This is a genomic window from Mesorhizobium sp. P2_A12 (assembly GCF_056405075.1).
Genome location: NZ_JBFUCU010000011.1, coordinates 117,327 through 135,658 on the forward strand (window position 1 = coordinate 117,327; position 18,332 = coordinate 135,658).

The 18,332-nt window shown below is 60.9% G+C and carries 20 protein-coding genes; 5 read left to right on the forward strand and 15 right to left on the reverse strand.

The genetic code is table 11. The features are described 5' to 3' along the window. Positions 1–14: 14 nt before the first annotated feature. The 4 genes from ccoP to ccoN are packed head-to-tail and all read right to left on the reverse strand — an operon-like array spanning position 15 to position 3,396. Positions 15–878, reverse strand: coding sequence for a cytochrome-c oxidase, cbb3-type subunit III (ccoP, locus tag AC1DZU_RS22300; protein ID WP_477288388.1), 864 nt, complete (start codon positions 876–878; stop codon positions 15–17). 2 nt (positions 879–880) lie between these two features. Next, a complete protein-coding gene (locus AC1DZU_RS22305) occupies positions 881–1,030 on the reverse strand; it encodes a CcoQ/FixQ family Cbb3-type cytochrome c oxidase assembly chaperone (RefSeq protein WP_023759205.1) in 150 nt (49 codons plus the stop codon). 12 nt (positions 1,031–1,042) lie between these two features. Further along, positions 1,043–1,774, reverse strand: a complete 732-nt coding sequence (gene ccoO / locus AC1DZU_RS22310) for a cytochrome-c oxidase, cbb3-type subunit II (protein ID WP_477288390.1) — start codon at positions 1,772–1,774, stop codon at positions 1,043–1,045. An 11-nt stretch (positions 1,775–1,785) separates the two neighbouring features. Continuing rightward, positions 1,786–3,396: a cytochrome-c oxidase, cbb3-type subunit I gene (gene ccoN / locus AC1DZU_RS22315; RefSeq protein WP_477225703.1), complete on the reverse strand. Its 1,611-nt coding sequence runs from the start codon at positions 3,394–3,396 to the stop codon at positions 1,786–1,788. Between the two features lie 254 nt (positions 3,397–3,650). Here ccoN and AC1DZU_RS22320 point away from each other — a divergent pair, with 254 nt between their 5' ends. After that, positions 3,651–4,067, forward strand: coding sequence for a hemerythrin domain-containing protein (locus tag AC1DZU_RS22320; protein ID WP_477288469.1), 417 nt, complete (start codon positions 3,651–3,653; stop codon positions 4,065–4,067). Positions 4,068–4,177: 110 nt separating this feature from the next. Here AC1DZU_RS22320 and AC1DZU_RS22325 read toward each other — a convergent pair whose 3' ends face one another. Then, the gene (locus AC1DZU_RS22325) at positions 4,178–4,906 is read right to left on the reverse strand and encodes a Crp/Fnr family transcriptional regulator (RefSeq protein WP_477288392.1); all 729 of its coding nucleotides are present in this window, start codon (positions 4,904–4,906) and stop codon (positions 4,178–4,180) included. 158 nt (positions 4,907–5,064) lie between these two features. Between AC1DZU_RS22325 and hemN the strand changes: the two genes are divergently transcribed. Further along, entirely contained in the window at positions 5,065–6,414 is a 1,350-nt protein-coding gene (gene hemN / locus AC1DZU_RS22330) for an oxygen-independent coproporphyrinogen III oxidase (RefSeq protein WP_477288394.1), read from the forward strand. Positions 6,415–6,426: 12 nt separating this feature from the next. Here the strand turns inward: hemN and AC1DZU_RS22335 are convergent, their stop codons facing one another. The 5 genes from AC1DZU_RS22335 to AC1DZU_RS22355 form a co-directional block, all read right to left on the reverse strand. Beyond that, positions 6,427–6,858 carry a potassium channel family protein gene (locus AC1DZU_RS22335; protein ID WP_477288396.1) on the reverse strand — a complete coding sequence of 144 codons (432 nt, stop codon included), beginning with the start codon at positions 6,856–6,858 and terminating at the stop codon, positions 6,427–6,429. A gap of 95 nt (positions 6,859–6,953) precedes the next feature. Beyond that, positions 6,954–7,403, reverse strand: coding sequence for a group III truncated hemoglobin (locus AC1DZU_RS22340; RefSeq protein WP_477288398.1), 450 nt, complete (start codon positions 7,401–7,403; stop codon positions 6,954–6,956). Between the two features lie 25 nt (positions 7,404–7,428). Continuing rightward, entirely contained in the window at positions 7,429–8,301 is an 873-nt protein-coding gene (locus tag AC1DZU_RS22345) for an SUMF1/EgtB/PvdO family nonheme iron enzyme (protein ID WP_477288400.1), read from the reverse strand. Positions 8,302–8,373: 72 nt separating this feature from the next. Further along, positions 8,374–9,477, reverse strand: coding sequence for a copper-containing nitrite reductase (gene nirK, locus AC1DZU_RS22350; protein ID WP_477288402.1), 1,104 nt, complete (start codon positions 9,475–9,477; stop codon positions 8,374–8,376). 321 nt (positions 9,478–9,798) lie between these two features. Next, a complete protein-coding gene (locus AC1DZU_RS22355; RefSeq protein WP_477288404.1) occupies positions 9,799–10,245 on the reverse strand; it encodes a pseudoazurin in 447 nt (148 codons plus the stop codon). A 246-nt stretch (positions 10,246–10,491) separates the two neighbouring features. On the opposite strand from AC1DZU_RS22355, the gene AC1DZU_RS22360 reads away from it, so the two are divergent. Further along, positions 10,492–11,196 (forward strand): Crp/Fnr family transcriptional regulator, encoded by a 705-nt coding sequence (locus AC1DZU_RS22360; protein WP_477288406.1) that lies wholly within the window; start codon positions 10,492–10,494, stop codon positions 11,194–11,196. On the opposite strand, the gene AC1DZU_RS22365 is transcribed toward AC1DZU_RS22360, so the two are convergent. The 5 genes from AC1DZU_RS22365 to AC1DZU_RS22385 form a co-directional block, all read right to left on the reverse strand. Next, positions 11,193–11,444 (reverse strand): DUF1858 domain-containing protein, encoded by a 252-nt coding sequence (locus AC1DZU_RS22365; RefSeq protein WP_477288408.1) that lies wholly within the window; start codon positions 11,442–11,444, stop codon positions 11,193–11,195. The two genes, AC1DZU_RS22360 and AC1DZU_RS22365, sit on opposite strands and share 4 nt — an antisense overlap. Before the next feature lie 59 nt (positions 11,445–11,503). Further along, complete coding sequence (locus tag AC1DZU_RS22370; protein WP_477288410.1) at positions 11,504–11,842, reverse strand: DUF779 domain-containing protein; 339 nt, start codon at positions 11,840–11,842, stop codon at positions 11,504–11,506. 68 nt (positions 11,843–11,910) lie between these two features. After that, the gene (gene adh, locus AC1DZU_RS22375; RefSeq protein WP_477288412.1) at positions 11,911–13,428 is read right to left on the reverse strand and encodes an aldehyde dehydrogenase; all 1,518 of its coding nucleotides are present in this window, start codon (positions 13,426–13,428) and stop codon (positions 11,911–11,913) included. 146 nt (positions 13,429–13,574) lie between these two features. Then, positions 13,575–14,543: a helix-turn-helix domain-containing protein gene (locus tag AC1DZU_RS22380; protein ID WP_477288414.1), complete on the reverse strand. Its 969-nt coding sequence runs from the start codon at positions 14,541–14,543 to the stop codon at positions 13,575–13,577. A gap of 435 nt (positions 14,544–14,978) precedes the next feature. After that, positions 14,979–15,947 carry an alpha/beta fold hydrolase gene (locus AC1DZU_RS22385; protein WP_477288416.1) on the reverse strand — a complete coding sequence of 323 codons (969 nt, stop codon included), beginning with the start codon at positions 15,945–15,947 and terminating at the stop codon, positions 14,979–14,981. 175 nt (positions 15,948–16,122) lie between these two features. On the opposite strand from AC1DZU_RS22385, the gene AC1DZU_RS22390 reads away from it, so the two are divergent. Beyond that, positions 16,123–17,181, forward strand: a complete 1,059-nt coding sequence (locus AC1DZU_RS22390) for a PdxA family dehydrogenase (RefSeq protein ID WP_477288418.1) — start codon at positions 16,123–16,125, stop codon at positions 17,179–17,181. 30 nt (positions 17,182–17,211) lie between these two features. Then, positions 17,212–18,285, forward strand: a complete 1,074-nt coding sequence (locus AC1DZU_RS22395) for a tartrate dehydrogenase (protein ID WP_477288420.1) — start codon at positions 17,212–17,214, stop codon at positions 18,283–18,285. Positions 18,286–18,332 lie beyond the last annotated feature (47 nt).

Consider the following 18,332-nt stretch of genomic DNA (forward strand, 5'->3'; position numbering starts at 1 on the left):
TAGGCCCCCGCTTCCTATTCTCCGCCGCCAAGCGAGTGAACGTAGACCGCCAGTTCCTTGACCTTGGTTTCGCCCAGGCGTGCGCCCCAGGCTGGCATTACCCCCTGCTTCGGCGCGCGAACCTGAGCGGCGATGGCTGTTTCGCCGGAGCCATAGAGCCATATTGCGTCGGTCAGATCTGGAGCCCCGAGTTCCTTGTTGCCTTTTGCGTTGTCGCCGTGACAGGACACGCAATTTTCGGCAAAGACCTTGGCGCCGGGCGCGATCAGGCTTGCGTCCTGGACTTTGCCGGAAAGGCTGGCCACGTAGGCGCTCACCTGAGCGATCTGGTCGGGCGTGACGATGTCGCCAAAGGCAGGCATTTCCGACAGGCGCGTATCCGGATCGGACGCGAAGCGGATGCCGTGCGTGATCGTCTGCTGGATCTGCTCGGCCTTGCCGCCCCAGAGCCAATCGTCGTCGTTGAGATTGGGAAAGCCTCTGGAGCCCTGGGCGCCGGAGCCATGACACTGCACGCAATTGACCTTGAATGCGGCGCCACCGGCAGCGACCGCGAACTCGCGCAAGGTGTCGTCCGCGGCAATCTCAGAAACGCTCTTGGACTCCACCGCCGCAACATACTTGCCCTTGGCGGCTTCAGCAGCGGTCAGTTCGTTCTTGACCTCGTTGCGGCTGGAATAGCCAAGCACGCCCTTGGTTGCCGAGTGCAGCAGAGGCCATGCCGGATAGGCGATGGTGTAGCCGATCGCCCAGACGATGGTGACGTAAAACGTGACTACCCACCAGCGCGGAAGCGGGTTGTTCAGTTCCCGGATGCCATCCCACTCGTGGCCGGTGGTCGAGACGCCAGAGATTTCGTCGATGTGCTCGTCGCTCATGATCACTCGTCCTCAAGGGGAATCCGGGCGGCTTCGTCGGCCAGCTTGCGGCTGCCGGGGCGGAGCGCGAAGGCGATTGCGCCGACAAAGAACAGCGCCATGGCGACCAGACCCCAGCTGTCGGCAAACTCTCGCATCAAATTGTAATCCATGGATAAGACTCCTCAGCGGTAGCCGGCGGCTTCGTCATAGTTCTTGAAATCGACCAGCGTGCCGAGCATCTGCAGATAGGCAACGAGAGCATCCATTTCGGTCACCTGTTGCGGGTTGCCGTCGAAGTCGCCGATCTTGGCTTTGGGATAGCGGGCTTCGAGTCCGGATGTGTCGGCGTTGGGATCGGCCTGCGCCATCAGATCGGCATTGGCGTGAGCGATCATGTCATCGCTGTACGGGACGCCGACCCGCCTGTTGGCGACCAGATGCGTCGAGAAGTCCTTCACGTTTATCGGCGCGTCTTTGAGGAACGCGTAGCTCGGCATGATCGATTCCGGGACGACCGAACGTGGATCGGCAAGGTGCTCGACGTGCCATAAATTCGAGTAACGGTCGCCAACCCGGGCGAGGTCCGGTCCGGTGCGCTTCGATCCCCATTGGAAAGGATGATCGTACATCGACTCTGCCGCCAGGCTGTAATGGCCGTAGCGCTCGACCTCGTCACGGAAAGGTCTGATCATCTGGCTATGGCAGAGGTAGCAGCCCTCGCGCACATAGATGTTGCGTCCCGCAAGTTCGAGCGGCGAGTAAGGCCTCATGCCCTCCACCTTCTCGATCGTGTTGTCGAGATAGAAGAGCGGCGCGATCTCGACGATGCCGCCTACGGTCACCACAAGAAGGGAGCCAACGAGAAGAAGCGTGGCGTTCTTCTCGATGACTGCATGTCTGTCCATCAGGCTCATTCGCTGGCTCCTTATTCGGCAGGCTGCAGGGAGGGTGCGGAGCCCGGCATCGGCTCTTCCGCGCGCTGGTATCCGAGGATGGTCATGGTGATGTTCCAGGCCATGATCAGGGCACCGGAGAGGTACATGGCCCCGCCGATGGCGCGCATGACGTAATAGGGGTGCATGGCTGCGACGGTTTCGGCGAAGGAGTAGACCAGGAAGCCTTGCTCGTCGTATTCGCGCCACATCAGGCCCTGCATGATGCCGGACACCCACATCACCGCCGCGTAGACGACGATGCCGAGCGTCGCCAGCCAGAAGTGCCAGGTGACCAGCCGCAGCGAATAGAGACGTTCACGGTTCCAGAGCTTCGGCACCATGTAGTAGATCGCGCCGAACGAGATCATGCCGACCCAGCCGAGCGCACCGGAATGGACGTGGCCGATGGTCCAGTCGGTATAGTGCGACAGCGAGTTGACCGTCTTGATCGACATCATCGGCCCCTCGAAGGTCGACATGCCGTAGAAGGCGATGGCCATCACCATCATGCGGATGATCGGATCGGTGCGGAGCTTGTCCCAGGCGCCCGACAGCGTCATCAGCCCGTTGATCATGCCGCCCCATGACGGCATCCACAGCATGATCGAGAACACCATGCCGAGCGTCTGCGCCCAGTCGGGCAGGGCGGTATAGTGCAGATGATGCGGACCGGCCCAGATGTAGAGGAAGATGATCGCCCAGAAATGGATGATCGACAGCCGGTAGGAGTAGACCGGCCGGTTCGCCTGCTTGGGCACGAAGTAATACATCATGCCGAGGAACCCGGCGGTCAGGAAGAAGCCAACGGCGTTGTGGCCGTACCACCACTGCGTCAGCGCGTCCTGCACCCCGGAAAAGGCGGAATAGCTCTTGGAGCCCAGGAAGGAGGCCGGCATCGACAGGTTGTTGACCACATGCAGCATCGCGATGGTCACGATGAAGGACAGGTAAAACCAGTTGGCGACGTAGATATGCGGTTCCTTGCGCTTCAGGATCGTGCCGAGGAACAGGACGAGATAGGCGACCCAGACGATGGTCAGCCAGATGTCCACATACCATTCGGGTTCGGCGTATTCGCGGCTCTCGGTGATGCCGAGCAGATAGCCGGTCGCGGCCATGACGATGAAGAGTTGGTAGCCCCAGAACACGAACCAGGCGAGATCGCCGCCGAATAGCCTCGCGCGGCAGGTGCGCTGTACGACATACAGAGACGTGCAAAGCAGCGCGTTGCCGCCGAAAGCGAAGACCACGCCCGACGTATGCAGCGGCCGCAAACGGCCGAAATTGAACCAGGGCTGGATGTTGAGATCGGGGTACGCGAGCTGCAGCGCGATGACCACGCCGACCAGCATGCCGACGACGCCCCAGAACATAGTGGCGATGGCGCCGTAACGGACTGGCCCATCCATGTAAGCGGATGCGTCGATGGGAGCGGCAGCTTCAAAGCTCGTGTTGCGGATGAGGACGGCGACAAAACCGAGCAGCACAAAAAACAGCACCCACATGTGCTGCCGGAAGGGCTCGTCCACACCGAAGCCAGCGGCCACCAGAGCCGCAAATGTAAAAAGGGCCAAAGCGAAGATTTGTGTGCCGAATTTCATGACATGTCCCCGACCTCGGATTCCGATGCGCGGACGCCAATCCGCCTGGACACCAATTCCTCAGCCGCGTTGTCACCGCCTTGATCCATGTCAAAGCTCAGCGCTTTCGGATTGGGCAGCGTGGTCTTGCAAACCAACCCGGGGGGCTGCCGTTGAGCCAGACGAAAGGATCGGGAACGTCGCTGTTCGGAGCAGGCGATGAAAATCCCGCACCAGCCGATCGATCCTGCAGAGAAGCGGTCCCGGCCGCGGTGATGAAGCGCGCGCACAGGGAAAAGCTGCAGCTCTGCGATGCCCTGGAGAGAATTGCAGACGCCTTGCCCAGCGTCGATCGTCTGAAATGTCTCGGCACGGCCAACGCGATCGTTCCGTTGCTGCGCAACATTCATCGATACGAAGAGACGGTCATCTTTCCCGCCTACGATGCCGCTTTGACCGGCGGCGGTGCGAACCTTGCATCAACGCGGCGATTGCGGGCCGAACATGTGGAAGACGAATGCTTTGCCGGTGAGGTGACCGAAATATTATTGGCCATCGGTCATGGTGAGACAGTCGAGAACCCCGAAACCATCGGCTTCATGTTGCGCGGCCTGTTCGAGAACTTGCGCCGGCACATCGCGTTTGAACGTGAGCACGTCCTGCCGATGATCGGGATCGTCGACCGGGACTAGAGCATGATGCCGAAAAGTGTGAGGCGGATTTCGGTCGAAACCATGCTCTATCGCTTTGATTTAGGAGCGGATTCAGATTTCAGGTCGATTCGACCTGAAATCATCCGGCTCTAGGCGCCAGAGCGGCTCGCCAACCGTGTGAGGCTGTCCACCGTCACATGCCGGTTGTTGTCGATCCGGATCACGCCGTCTGTCCGCAGCCGGGTCAATTGGCGGCTCACCGTTTCGATTGTCAGGCCGAGGAAGTCGGCGATGTCGGCGCGCGTGAGCGGCAGGTCGAAGCTCGTCGCGTTGGTGGCTGGATCGAGCGTGGGATCGATGTTTCTGGCAATCATCAGCAGAAAGCTCGCCACTTTTTCCGCAGCGGTCTTGCGTCCCAGCGTCACCATCCAGTCGCGCGCCTCGTCGAGTTCGTTCAGTGTTTGCTTGAGCAGGCGACGCTCGAGCTCCGGCGACTCCTTCATCATCCGTTCGATCGCCGTCTTCGGAAACGAGCAAAGGGAGACAGCGGTCGCCGCTTCCGCGTTGATCTCGCTTTCCACCTTGAAAGGTCGTCCCAGAAAGTCCGGCGCGAACTGGAGGCCGACGATCTGCTGGCGTCCGTCCGAAAGGCTCTTCGTCAGCTTCACCACCCCGGAAAGCACGTTCGAATAGCTGTTGACGGTTTCGGCGTCGCCGATCAGTTCGCTGTCCGGCTCGACACTGTGCCTTGACGAGGTCTTGGCGAGCCCAACCAATTGGTCGGGGTCGAGGGCACCGCAAACGCCGCGATGCCTTGCCTCGCATGATTGGCAAAGCACAGGAATGCCGGCGCTATGAATATCCTCACGCACTGTCATCACGATCGTCCGAGGATCCAGAGTATCGGCAAAATAGCATCGGCCCATCGAAAAGGCCTTGTGGCAGTTTGTCCGGTGCAAGGGCTTTGACCGAAATCAAGGCATTGGCGTCCCGTCGCGGCCATTTTCCTAGCCATGCAAACACAAGGGATGGCGACGTGCGACCGGAACTAGCTGCCAGGCTTGGCGAGAACGTGCCGCGCTACACGAGCTACCCGACCGCGCCGCATTTCCATCCGGGGGTCGATGCCACTGTCTGTCGAGGCTGGCTGGAGGCGCTCGGGAATGGCGATGAGATTTCGCTCTATCTGCATATTCCCTACTGCGACAGGCTCTGCTGGTTCTGCGCCTGCCACACCAAGCAGACACGTCACTATGACCCCGTAGCGGCCTATCTCCGCTCTTTGCATGCCGAGATCGCCACTATCGCCCGCATTGTCGGTGGCAAGGCCGGCGTGCGCGCCGTCCACTTCGGTGGCGGCTCTCCGACGATGCTGAAGCCCGAGGACATGGTGGAACTGGGGAAAGCATTGCGGGCCGGCTTCGATTTTCTTCCGGACGCCAAGATCAGCGTCGAAATCGATCCCAATGATATGGATGACGCCCGCCTCGATGCGCTTGCCGAGATCGGCATGACCCGGGCGAGCCTCGGCGTCCAGGATTTTGACCCGAAGGTGCAAAAGGCAATTAACCGCGAGCAGAGCTTTTTGCAGACCAAAGCGGTCGTCGACGGCGTTCGCACACGCGGTGTCGAATCGGTCAATCTGGACCTGCTCTACGGCCTGCCGCACCAGACCAGAGAGAGCGTGTCCTCCACCGTCGCGCAGGCGTTGACCCTGGAACCGGACCGGATGGCATTGTTCGGCTACGCGCATGTGCCCTGGTTCAAGAAGCATCAGACGATGATCGACGAGGCATGGTTGCCGGGTCCGGCGGAGCGGTTTGCTCAATCACAACTGGCCGCTTGTCTTATACTGAACGCGGGATATGAAGCCGTCGGCTTCGACCATTTCGCCAAGCCCAACGATGCGTTGGCCGTAGCGGCCCGAACCGGCTGCTTGCGCCGCAATTTCCAAGGCTACACGGAGGATCGCTGCGAAACACTGATCGGCCTCGGCCCATCATCCATCAGTCAATTTCGCCAAGGCTATGCGCAGAACATGCCGTCGACCGCCGAGTATGGGCGCTTGGTCTCAGACGGTGGGCTGGCGGCTGTCCGCGGTATCGCACTTTCCGACGACGACCGCGTTCGCGGCTGGATCATCGAGAGGCTGATGTGCGACTTCGCCTTCTCGGCGATCGAGCTGGTGGAGCGCTTTGGCGATGCTGGCCAAAGGCTTCTGCTCAAGGCAAGTTCCACTGCTCTTGATGGTCCTGCGCGGTTGCTTGAACTCGATGGCGACAGCTTCGTCGTGCCGGCGGAAAGTCGCCCCTTTGTGAGAAGCATTGCGGCGAAGTTCGACAAATATCTTGAAGCCGGCAAGGCCAGGCATTCGGTAGCGGTCTGAGCGTCCACCCGGTCAAAAGTGCTCGCCAGCCCTGAACGGGCCGATGCGCGTTCCGGCCGCGATCAGGTAGGCGGTCGACCAGCCGAGCAGAAGAAAGCCGTTCACGCCTTCCAGCGCCGCCAGCACGCGCCAGTCATGGGCCGGCACCACGTCGCCATAGCCGACGGTCGAAAAGGTAATGGTTGAAAAGTACAGCGCGGTCTCGAAGTCGGGCAGGACGCCGAGCAGGCGGTACACGCCTGCCCACAACCAGACCTCGGCCGTCATGACGGCAAAAAGGCCCATCACCACGCTGATCATTGCAACGACCCGGCTTCGACGACCATGCATGCGAAATCGCGCCACCAGATGTCCCATCGTACGGGTGACGGCAATGAGGCCAAAGGTGTGAATGGCGACCGTCAGGCTTATGACGATCGTGCCGACGAAGAGGTTGAGAGCCATTCGAGGAAACTAGGAGCCCCGAGGGACGCTTTCCTTGCGTAAAATCAAACCTGGCGCTGGCCTTGAAGCAATCGGTCGGGTTTCGCCAAGTTCGCCTATTGGCGTGCGCCTGGCGCGGCGGGACCAAGGCGAAAGAACATCGCCAGTTTCAGGCTTGCCGCGATCCGCTCGGCTCTGTCGACAAACACCGCCGCCGTTTCCGGGGCGAAGAGTTCGGCCGACGTCTGGCCGAAGAGGGCCTGCCAGATATCGAAATCGGCCTCGGTGACATCCTTGAGTTTGAGGTGCGCCGGCACCGGGCGTCCGTGATAGTCGCCGCTCTTGAGGATGACAGAACACCAGAAGTCCGTCATTTTCTCGAGATGGGGCTCCCAATCCTCGGTGATTTCGCGCGCGAAAATCGGACCGAGACGCTCGTCCTGTCTGACCTTTGCATAGAATTCGCGGACCAGTTTCCCGATCGAAGTTCGATCAACGCCGCTATGGTTCAGAGCCTGTTCCGCGACAGGACGTGCCCGGTCAACCGGAGCGGGTTTTGAAGTCATTCGTGCACTCTTGATTCTGCTGCAGTCAGGTCAATCCCAAGCTGCGAATGGTGGTTTGAAAGAAACCTGTCCGGTCGCGCACAAGCCGGAAACCCAGATTGTCGGGCGGCGTTCCTACGGCGCAGCCGCCGCTCTTACCGTCCCGAATGAAGTTCGACATATAGGTGCGGTGGAAGCCCTCCACGGCGTGCACTCCACAATTGTCGATCGAACTCGCGGTGCGCTTTCCGTCGCTGCCTATCGTGGCGTGCGAATAACATGTCGCGGTCCATTCCCAGACGTTGCCTGCAAGGTCTGACAATCCCTTTGAATTGGTGCCGAAGGCCCCTTGAACCCTCGGTTCGGGATCAGGTTTGCGTCCGAGCGCAACCTCCTGGCGATACTGTGTCAGCCACCGTCGCGCCGGGTTGTTCGGGTCGCTTTCGCCACCCTCGATGTCACCTTTGAATCGCTCGCCGGCGGCGTAAGCCCACTCCACATCCGTGGGCAGCCGCCATGCCTCACCTGTGCGGGCTGACAGCCAGGTCGCATAGGCTTCAGCATCGATGTAGCTAACGCCGGTGACCGGCACGTTGCCGATCTTGCGCGAGTCGGCGGGCTTGCAGGCACCGTCCGCCACGCAAAGTCCATAGTCCGACACGCTTACCTGGTATTTCATGATTTCCAGCGGCGCATCGATGGTTTCCTGCACTACAGGCGCTGCGACGGGATGGTTCTGCTTGAGGAATTCCCCGGGCTGTGGGTGATCGAACGAGCCGGGTCCCAGGACCACAAGTTCGCTCACGGCGACCGGTGTCGGCAAATCCAAAGGAGCCCTGTCGAGCACATGGGTTATGCCCAAGCCGATCAGGGCGGCAGCCGCAGTTGTTCCGAATGCGAAGAGAGGATCGAAGGGCATGGCACCAAGTCCGGCCGCACGTGCAACCTTTTGGCTCAGCCGCAAGGTTGCACTGAAGATCGGATCTCCCGTTTACGAGGCGATCGGCTTGGGTGCTTCGACCTGCATCATCAGATCGTCGTCCCAGGTTCCGTCGACGACAAAGTGCGCGGTTGCACCAAGTTCCACGGCCTCGATCAAATTGTGGTTCACATACGCGTAGATGCCTGGCTGCCGGAACGTGTAGAGCGCCGACCCAGCCGACCCGCCGCGGATGAACCAGGTCTCCAGGTCCTTGGCCGGAGGGTTGGCGAACTTGCCCTGTTCCCAGACAAAGTCGCCATGGCCGCCGATCAGGTGCGGGCGTGTGTCACGATTGGCCTGCGAATGAACGATCAATATCGTTTCGCCGACCTTCGCCTTCATCGCGTTGTCGCCAGTCAGCGATCCCGCCTTGCCGTTGAACACGACATGGGTGGGGATCAACCCGCGCATGACCTTGACCGTATCATCGTAATTGTCGCCGGCTGTTTCGTATTTCTTAAATTTCCCCTGCTCGTCGCGGGGGACGTAGAAATCGTTCTCGCCGATGTAGAAAATGCGGTCATAGCGAACGGGCTTGCCCTTGTCGTCCTTGAGGCCGTCGCGCGGCAGTATCATCACTGCTCCGCTCATCCCCGACACGACATGCCACGGGATCATCGCGCCGCCAGGCGCACAGTGGTAGACGAAGGTCCCCGTGCGCGTGGCCTTGAAGCGCAGCGTGACCTGCTCGCCGGGATTGACCAGGGTCAGGCCGCCGCCGCCAAGCGCGCCGGTGGCGGCGTGGAAATCGATATTATGGGCAAGCGTATTGGTCTCGGGATTGATCAGCGTCAGTTCGATATAGTCGTCTTGATGCACGACCATCAGAGGGCCCGGAATCGAGCCGTTGTAGGTCATTGCATTGAGCTGCGTGCCGTCGGCATCGATGATCATCGGCTTCTCCTCGATCGTCATGGTGAATTCGACGACCTTTGGACCGCCCTTGGCCACTTGGTCATGGGCGTGGACGAACGGCGGCGCGACGAGGGTGATCTTTTCGCGCGGTAGACTTGCAACTTCCGTTGCGCTTGCCGCAGCCGGCATTGCAACAACGGCCGCGGCTGCGGCCGCGGTAAGGACAGAACCTAACAAAGCTTCTCGTCTCGTAAGCATTTCCATCTCCTTTGTTCACCGATCTGATGCGCTAAGAATAGTCTGCTCGCGGGCCACGTCTTTGCGCTGGCGCAAATCCAATTTCATTTGTTGCGTTGCTCGATTGACGGGGCGAGTAGCCGAGCCCGGCCGGCCGAGGTTCACTGACTGCCAGCTCCAGATCAGCAACCTTGGATAAGGCAAGCGCCGGGGATGAGAAAGATCGTGTCGCGGACTGCCAATCGAGACCCATACGAAATAGGCCGGACCAGACCGCTCCCCTCGGTCTGTCCGGCCTCTGCCTCCGGAAGATCCCCAACCGGAGGGCATCCTGGAAAAGGCTCAGTTGGAAGCAGTCTTGGTCGCTTCGGCAAACAGTTCGGCAAATACGGTTTTGGCTTTGCCGACCTGCTTGACGGCCTGCGCCGCTTCCAGGTTGGCGGGCTTGCCGACCACGATCAGCGCAACCATGCCCATGCCGTAATGTGGAGCACACTTGACGCCATAGAGGCCCTCCTTGGTGAGTGTCACGATTACTTCTTCGCTGGGCTTCCCTCTGAAAGCTTCAGCACCGTCCGGGATCATTCCTTTGATGCTCTCGGCATTGTGGGATTTGTCGGTCGGCACAAATTTGATCGTGTCTCCGGGCACTGCCCGAACAAAGGCGGGCTGGAAGACCATCGAACCTTTCTCGCCCTTGTTCAGCATCTGCACGACGTGGTCTTCGGCATTCGCGGCACCGGCGACGGAGAGCAGGGCGATGGCCGCGGCGATCAGTGGCAGTTTCATTTGGAAATCCTTTTCTTGAGTTCGTCACGGCTTCAACCGTCGCCTTCTTCTACGCCGCCAGGCGGCTTGGCGATTTGCGCTGGCGCAAACTCGTGAGCAAAAACATCCTTGGAGCTTCTCGTTTGGCGTGACGCGTGGACGAGAGCCAAAGCATGCGCCCCTTGCCCCGCATCAGTCGCCGTGAGAACACTCTTCGGCAGACCGGCTTGGATGTATTGGCCGCGGTCAAATTCGGGAGGGACAGAGTTGGCTAGCCTCGATCGCTCGCTGATTGCAGGGCTTTCTGTCTTTGAGGGCGTCGCCGCCACGGATCTCGACCGCATCGTCGGCCAGGCCAGGTCGCTCCGGATCGCCAAGGACCAGCCGGTGTTCGAGCAGGAGCAGGATGCACATTCCTTTTTCCTGCTGCTCGACGGACACGTGCGCGTCGTGAAATCAACTCCGGACGGTCACGAGGTGACTGTGCGGTACATAAGTCCAGGCGAGTTGATGGGCATCGCCCACGCGCTTGGCCGCACCACCTATCCGGCAAATGCGATCGCAGCCGTCGATTGCGTGGTTCTTGCCTGGGCAAGCCATCTATGGCCGACCTTCGCAGCAAATTTCCCGAGCTTCAGTGCCAACACCTACAAGGCCGTGGGCACCAGGCTGCAGGACGCTCATACGCGCGTCATCGAGATGGCCACAGAACAGGTGGAACAGCGCGTCGCCCATGCGATGCTCAAGCTGGTCAAGCAGGCTGGCAGGAAGACAGAGGAAGGAATCCTGATCGACTTCCCGATCTCTCGTCAGGACATTGCCGAGATGACGGGAACAACGCTCCATACGGTGAGCCGGTTGCTCTCGGCCTGGGAAGACCAGGGATTGGTCAAAAGTGGACGCCAGAGGGTGACCGTGGTCGAACCTCACCGGCTCCTTCTGATCGCGGAAGGCCGCGCCGAGAAAAGTTAGTCAGGGTTGGTGCTTTCGATCGCGGCCCGCAAATCGGAGCCGAGTTGTTCCTCGTTCAGATCGTGCTCGCGTGCCGCGTCGGAAACGGTATGGAACGAAGCAATCGGGCAGCCGACACAAAGCATGCCGTGCTGGAGCACCACCCGGATGGCCGCCGGCGACCGGTGCATGATTTCGTCCATCGTCGCATCGTCGCTGAATTTGTGTTTCATGCCGCTTGCCCACGCTTGGAAGCGGACATGCTGCATCTGATTTCCGGGATGCTCGTTGCGCTGGGACAAAGAGGAACCAGCCGATTGCACCCTCATCACCTACGAACGGCGCAGATCGTCGACCGCGTCAGGAACCGCTTCTCCCGTCCGTTGTCCAGCGAGAACATGCCGCCGCGACCAGGCACTACGTCGATAATGAGATCGGTATGCTTCCAGGCCTCGAATTGCGAAGCCCCGATGTAGAAGGGCGCGTCTTCGATGTGGCCGAGCAGCACATCACGGTCGCCGACGATGAAACCGGCACGCGGATAACACATAGGCGAAGAACCGTCGCAGCAGCCGCCGGATTGGTGGAACAGCACCGGTCCATGCTCGGCAACGATCTCCGCGATCAGTTCAAGGGCTGCCGGCGTCGCCGTGACCTTCGCATGCATGGTCTTTTTCCGGATTCAGAATGGGGGCGCGGCCCCTCGCGGAGCCGCGCTGTGAGCCAAACAGAGGATCAGAAGAAGCCGAGCTTCTTTGGGCTATAGCTGACCAGCATGTTCTTGGTCTGCTGGTAGTGGTCGAGCATCATCTTATGGGTCTCGCGGCCGATGCCGGACTGCTTGTAGCCGCCGAAGGCGGCATGCGCGGGATAGGCGTGGTAACAGTTGGTCCAGACGCGGCCGGCCTGGATCGCACGGCCGAAGCGATAGGCGCGGTTGCCGTCACGCGTCCAGACGCCGGCGCCGAGGCCATAGAGCGTATCGTTGGCTATCGCCAGCGCTTCATCGTCGTCCTTGAAGGTCGTGACCGAAACCACCGGTCCGAAAATCTCCTCCTGGAAGATGCGCATCTTGTTATGGCCCTTGAACACCGTCGGTTTGACGTAATAGCCACCCGCCAGATCGCCGGGCAGGACGTTACGCGACCCGCCGGTCAGCACGTCGGCGCCTTCCTGGCGGCCTATGTCGATATAGGACAGGATTTTTTCCAGCTGCTCGGACGAGGCTTGGGCACCGATCATCGTCGCCGGATCAAGTGGATCGCCCTGCACGATCGCCTCGACGCGCTTGAGGGCGCGTTCCATGAAGGTGTCGTAGATCGATTCATGGATGAGCGCACGGCTTGGGCAGGTGCAGACCTCGCCCTGGTTCAGCGCGAACATGACGAAGCCTTCGATCGCCTTGTCGAAGAAGTCATCGTCCTCGGCGACAACATCCTTGAAGAAGATGTTGGGCGACTTGCCGCCCAGTTCCAGCGTGACGGGGATCAGGTTCTGGCTGGCATATTGCATGATCAGCCGGCCCGTCGTGGTCTCGCCGGTAAAGGCTATCTTGGCAATGCGCGGCGAGGATGCGAGCGGCTTGCCGGCCTCGAGGCCGAAACCGTTGACGATGTTGAGCACGCCTGGCGGCAGCAGATCGCCGACAAGATCGGCCCAGAGCAGGATGGCAGCCGGTGTCTGCTCGGCAGGCTTCAGCACGACGCAGTTTCCAGCTGCAAGCGCGGGAGCAAGTTTCCAGCACGCCATCAGCAGCGGGAAGTTCCACGGGATGATCTGGCCGACCACGCCGAGCGGCTCGTGGAAATGATAGGCGACGGTATCGTCGTCGATCTGGGAAAGGCTGCCTTCCTGGCCGCGCACGGCGCCCGCGAAATAGCGGAAATGGTCGATGGCGAGCGGCAGGTCGGCGGCGGTCGTTTCACGGATCGGCTTGCCGTTGTCCCAGGTTTCGGCGCATGCGAGGAGATCGAGGTTTTCCTCCATGCGATCAGCGATGCGGTTGAGGATAAGCGAGCGCTCGGCGACGCTGGTGCGCCCCCAGGCGTCCTTGGCGGCGTGCGCGGCGTCCAGCGCGGCCTCGATGTCCTGCGCATCCGAGCGCGCCACCTCGCACAGCAGCTGGCCGTTCACGGGCGAGTGGTTTTCGAAGTAGCGGCCGGAGCGCGGCTCGGCCCATTTGCCGCCGATGAAATTGCCGTAACGCTTGTCGAAGGGCGCCTTGACCGTGCGTGAGAATTCTACCTTGTTCATGTGTCTTCCTCCCAGAGCTGACGCCGCGGAATGCGACGCTTGGGAACGGAGACTTGCGATTTCCGCCGCTATTGTCACCGTGCCGAGGACAGCGGGCGGGCGGCATGTGTCGCAGAATTGCGACAGTCATTTGAGGATTCGGAAGGTCAGTGAGGCCTATGGACATCCAGGCGGTTGAGCTTGCGGTGCAGCGTCGCCCGGCTGATACCCAGCGCCTGGGCCGCAGCCGTGATATTTCCGTCTGCTCGCGCCAGCGCCCGCTGCAGCACGCCGCGCTCAGCCTCGGCGAGGACTTCGGGCCCGCTCTCGCCCCAACCAAGCAGATCTGCGGCGGGCATCGGCCTGTCGAGACACTGTTGCGTAATTCCAAGCGCCAGGCGAGCCGAACGGGTCGCGCCGACCACAAGGTCGTCCGCATCAACCGCGATCAGCGCGCCCGAACCTCTGTCGGTCACCGGCGCCAGCAGAATTCGGGCCTTTGGGAATGCCATCCTGAAGTTCTCCGCCTCGATCCGACGCACCGCGTCGACCACGGCCACCGAGATAAGGTTGGCGAAGGCTTCGGTCAGATCGGCCCGGCAGGAAGACACGTCGAGCGCAGCCACAAGATCCCCCTGGTGATCGTAGATGGGAGCGGTGGTACAACTGAGCCCCGTGTTGCGCGTATGAAAATGCTGGTCGCGATGGATTGTTAGTGCGCGCTGTTCTACCAGGCAGGTGCCGATCCCATTGGTACCCTGGCACTGTTCGTTCCAGACGGAGCCAGTCCACAAGCCCCAGGAATGAAACGTGTCGTCATCCACTGGGGCGCCGCGCCGTTCGACCGGCACGCCGTCGCGGTCGGCGAGAAGGACGCAACACCCGACGCCACCCACGGCAAGATAGAGCCGGTCCAGACTCGATTGGGCAGCACGGACGAGCGGCTCGCTGCGTTGCCGGGCCTCTCCGAATTCCGCCTCTGTAAGATACCGTGGGGGACTGCAATCGGTCGGATCGAGCCGATGCAAATTGGAAGACCGTCGCCAGGAGGCAACCAGAGCGGACCTCGCTGCGGCGTCCGAAGCGATCGCGGCCTGAATGCGGTCGGCATGATGACTGGATAGATCCTCGCCCATGCTTATCCTCCCAAACCTCAACTCTCCCTTTCAGGCCCTGGATCAGGTCAACTGCAAGACAGGGTTAAGCTGTCATTGCGCCCGCTTTTCCGCTTTCAATCGTCACACTGTCAATTCGTCGGAAGAACTAGAAGGGCTCCCCACTTCGCTTGGCCGAACCGATGGTCATTCTCGCCCCGAACGTTCGAACATTCTTGTCGAAGCGAACCGTTCAATTGACGTCCTGACAGCATAACCAAACCAGATTGGGCATTCATTGATCGAGAGCAAAGTCTCACACAGCACGCCGCCTGGCGACATGGGATGGATTTTCTTGATGCTCCGGATCACAAGCCGGACTTGCGAAGATTGGGACGTGGAATCGCGTGGAGGAGAAACGCCCTTCAGAAGGGCGTCAGAGCAGAAGCTCTGACGCAAGAAGGCCAAGGTGCCGTATCAGGAGCGATATGGGGTCGGCTCAACGCCGTTGAAGAAGGTCCAGAAACTCTCATAGACCAGATCAGGCCGGTGCTCGGCTGGATAGTGACCTGTCGGAATGGCCCAGCCCCTGAGGTCCGGCGCCCAGGGCGTCCAAGCTTCAATAGGCGTCAGGTGACGGCCAACATGGCTGTTGCTGCCCCAGATCACCATGACCGGGCACTGGATCGTCTTCTTGCCGAAATCGGCTGTGTCCATGGCGAGGTCGAGCGTCACGGTCGCGCGGTAGTCCTCGCACACGGCGTGGATCTGCTCAGGCGTGGTGCAGCGGGCATACTCCTTGAAGGCTTCCGGCGTGAATATCTCCAGGCCCACGCCTTTCTTGTTGAGCTTGTAGTTGATGTAGTAGTCGAGGTCGGCACAGATCAGCTTCTCCGGGAAGGGCGCCTTCTGCGCCATGAAGAACCAATGATAGCTCTCCAGCCCCCATCCAAGGGTGACGTTGGTCAGGAGATGGTAGGTCGGGATGATATCCAGTGCGCAGAAACGGGTGATCCTGTCGGGCTGATCAAGCACCATCCGAAACCCGACGCGGGCACCGCGGTCATGGCCAGCAAGCGCGAACTTTTCAAAGCCAAGCGCGCTCATCACATCAAAGGCGTCTTCGCCCATGGCGCGGAAGCTGTAGGCGGCATGGTCCGCACCGCCGTCGGGTTTCGAACTGTCTCCATAGCCGCGCAGGTCGATGGCGACCACCGTGAAGGATTTTGACAGGGAAGGTGCGATGCGATGCCAGCTGACATGCGTCAACGGGTTGCCGTGAACAAGCAGCAATGGTGGGCCTGATCCCGCGACGGCGACATTGATCTCGGCGCCCCTGGTCTTGATCCTCCTGTAGGAGAACCCCTCCATCAGGCTTCCATGCTTGCTTTCCAAGGGCGGCATAGAGGATGCGGCGGCGGCTTCCGAGGCGTGTTGGCTGTCCATGGTGCTCTCCAGATAAGGTCATCCTTAGCCTCGCCCTCAAATTGAATACTGTCAACAATTTTCAGTTGACTTTTCTTGGATGCGGCGCAACATGGCTTGAAAGCGGTCACGAAGCCAGCCTTGCGCGGCCGATATCGGGTGGCCTCACCACCGTCGAGCCGAAGGGGGCATGTCCATGGAAAATCCAGATAAATCCTCGCGCAGGACCGCTTCACCCCTGCCTCGCCTGGCCTTGCTGCTTGGTGATATGACCGGTATCGGCCCTGAGCTCGTTGCTCGCGTGCTGTCGGACGGTAGGCTCTCCGACGTGGCGCGCATTGTCGTTCTTGGCGACCGGCGTGTCCTGGAGATGGGCGCCGGCGACGCCGGCGTAGCGCTTTCGCTCAAGACCGTCCCGGATGTTGCATCCATCGACTGGAATGCAGCCGAAATACCTCTTATCGACCTCGGCAACATCGACCCCGCGGCCTTGCCGCGCGGCGTGGTCTCACCGGAGTCGGGCAAGCTGACGGGGGACACCTTGGCCGAGGCGGTGCGGCTGGCGATGAAAGGCGATGTCGATGGCATCACCTTCGCGCCGCTGAACAAGGCAGCGCTCCATGCCGGCGGATGGAAATTTCCCGACGAGCACAAGATGTTTGCTCATCTGTTGGGACACAAAGGCTATTTCTCCGAGATGAACGTGCTCGACGGCCAATGGATGTCGCGCGTCACCTCGCATGTGTCGCTTCGCACGGCTCTCGATCAGATCACCCATGACAGCATCATCGAGGCGATCGAACTGGTTAACCGCACCATGCAGCGTGCCGGTATGGACAAACCGCGCATCGCCGTTGCGGCCCTTAACCCTCATGCCGGCGAAAACGGGCTGTTTGGCCGTGAGGAAATCGACCTGATCGGACCGGCGGTCAAGGCCGCGGCGGCAACCGGCATCGATTGCAAGGGGCCTTTCCCCGCCGACACCATCTACATCAAGGCCTTCGCGGGCGAGTATGACAGCGTCGTCGCCATGTACCACGACCAGGGGCAGATCGCGACCAAGCTGCGCGGGTTCAACCGCGGCGTGACCGTCACGGCCGGGCTGGAGACCGTGTTCACCACGCCGGCGCACGGAACCGCCTTCGACATCGTTGGCAAGGGAAGTGCATCGACAGGTGCACTGGAAAACGCAGTCCGCCTCGCGGCTCAGCTTGCGCGCCGCAAGGACGCGCAGCGCGAAGAGGCCGCGGCCTGAGCAATTCCCGTCGATCAGCTGGAAAGCAAAATGATACAATCCAACAGTTTTCGCATCGCGGTCATCCCAGGCGACGGGATCGGCAAGGAGGTCGTACCCGAAGGCGTGCGCGTTCTGGAAAAGGTCGCGTCGCGCTTCGGCATCGGGCTGTCGTTCGACTGGTTCGATTTCGCCTCTTACGACTACTATGCCCGTCACGGCCGGATGCTGCCGGAAGACTGGAAGGACAAGATCGGATCGCATGACGCGATCTTCTTTGGCGCCGTCGGTTGGCCGGCCGGCGTGCCCGATCACGTGTCGCTGTGGGGGTCGCTTCTCCAGTTCAGGCGCGAGTTCGATCAGTACGTCAATCTGCGGCCGGTGCGCCTGATGCCCGGAGTGCCGAGCCCGCTCGTTGGCCGTGGTCCCGGCGATATCGATTTCTGGGTCGTGCGCGAGAACACCGAAGGCGAGTATTCATCGATCGGCGGCCGTATCTTCCCGGGCACCGAGCGCGAAGTGGTTATGCAGGAAACGGTCATGACGCGCATCGGCGTCGATCGCGTGCTGAAATTCGCATTCGAGCTTGCCGCCAAGGGCAAGCGCAAACACCTCACCTCGGCGACCAAGTCGAACGGCATCTCGATCAGCATGCCCTATTGGGACGAGCGCGTTGAGGAAATGGCGAAAGCCTTCCCCGACGTACGCTGGGACAAGTATCACATCGACATCCTGACGGCTCAGTTCGTGCTTCACCCCGATTGGTTCGATGTGGTCGTCGCATCGAACCTTTTCGGCGACATTCTTTCCGATCTCGGTCCGGCCTGCACAGGAACGATCGGCATCGCGCCGAGCGCCAACATCAATCCGGATCGCAATTTTCCATCTCTGTTCGAACCGGTCCATGGCTCGGCACCGGATATTGCCGGGCAGGGGGTCGCAAATCCGGTCGGGCAGATCTGGTCGGCGGCGATGATGCTCGATCATCTCGGGCATGCGGAAGCGGCTGCCGGGATTGTATCGGCCATCGAGACCGTTTTGGCCGAGCCCTCGCTGCGCACGCGCGATCTTGGCGGCGCGGCCAATACCGTCGAATGCGGCAAGGCGATCGCCGCAGCGCTCTGACCTGCAAGAAATCAATTGCCTCAGGGCCGGCTCACGGCCGGCCGTTG

Excerpts from the sequence above, each read along its gene's own strand:
- ccoN (WP_477225703.1), bottom strand. The coding sequence starts at position 3,396 with ATGAAATTCGGCACACAAATCTTCGCTTTGGCCCTTTTTACATTTGCG.
- AC1DZU_RS22385 (WP_477288416.1), bottom strand. The coding sequence starts at position 15,947 with ATGGACAGCCAACACGCCTCGGAAGCCGCCGCCGCATCCTCTATGCCG.
- AC1DZU_RS22380 (WP_477288414.1), bottom strand. The coding sequence starts at position 14,543 with ATGGGCGAGGATCTATCCAGTCATCATGCCGACCGCATTCAGGCCGCG.
- AC1DZU_RS22370 (WP_477288410.1), bottom strand. The coding sequence starts at position 11,842 with ATGCATGCGAAGGTCACGGCGACGCCGGCAGCCCTTGAACTGATCGCG.
- ccoP (WP_477288388.1), bottom strand. The coding sequence starts at position 878 with ATGAGCGACGAGCACATCGACGAAATCTCTGGCGTCTCGACCACCGGC.
- AC1DZU_RS22340 (WP_477288398.1), bottom strand. The coding sequence starts at position 7,403 with ATGACTTCAAAACCCGCTCCGGTTGACCGGGCACGTCCTGTCGCGGAA.
- AC1DZU_RS22365 (WP_477288408.1), bottom strand. The coding sequence starts at position 11,444 with ATGCAGCATGTCCGCTTCCAAGCGTGGGCAAGCGGCATGAAACACAAA.
- AC1DZU_RS22395 (WP_477288420.1), top strand. The coding sequence starts at position 17,212 with ATGATACAATCCAACAGTTTTCGCATCGCGGTCATCCCAGGCGACGGG.
- nirK (WP_477288402.1), bottom strand. The coding sequence starts at position 9,477 with ATGCTTACGAGACGAGAAGCTTTGTTAGGTTCTGTCCTTACCGCGGCC.
- AC1DZU_RS22390 (WP_477288418.1), top strand. The coding sequence starts at position 16,123 with ATGGAAAATCCAGATAAATCCTCGCGCAGGACCGCTTCACCCCTGCCT.
- AC1DZU_RS22335 (WP_477288396.1), bottom strand. The coding sequence starts at position 6,858 with ATGGCTCTCAACCTCTTCGTCGGCACGATCGTCATAAGCCTGACGGTC.
- AC1DZU_RS22305 (WP_023759205.1), bottom strand. The coding sequence starts at position 1,030 with ATGGATTACAATTTGATGCGAGAGTTTGCCGACAGCTGGGGTCTGGTC.
- adh (WP_477288412.1), bottom strand. The coding sequence starts at position 13,428 with ATGAACAAGGTAGAATTCTCACGCACGGTCAAGGCGCCCTTCGACAAG.
- AC1DZU_RS22345 (WP_477288400.1), bottom strand. The coding sequence starts at position 8,301 with ATGCCCTTCGATCCTCTCTTCGCATTCGGAACAACTGCGGCTGCCGCC.
- AC1DZU_RS22320 (WP_477288469.1), top strand. The coding sequence starts at position 3,651 with ATGAAGCGCGCGCACAGGGAAAAGCTGCAGCTCTGCGATGCCCTGGAG.
- ccoO (WP_477288390.1), bottom strand. The coding sequence starts at position 1,774 with ATGAGCCTGATGGACAGACATGCAGTCATCGAGAAGAACGCCACGCTT.
- AC1DZU_RS22325 (WP_477288392.1), bottom strand. The coding sequence starts at position 4,906 with ATGACAGTGCGTGAGGATATTCATAGCGCCGGCATTCCTGTGCTTTGC.
- AC1DZU_RS22355 (WP_477288404.1), bottom strand. The coding sequence starts at position 10,245 with ATGAAACTGCCACTGATCGCCGCGGCCATCGCCCTGCTCTCCGTCGCC.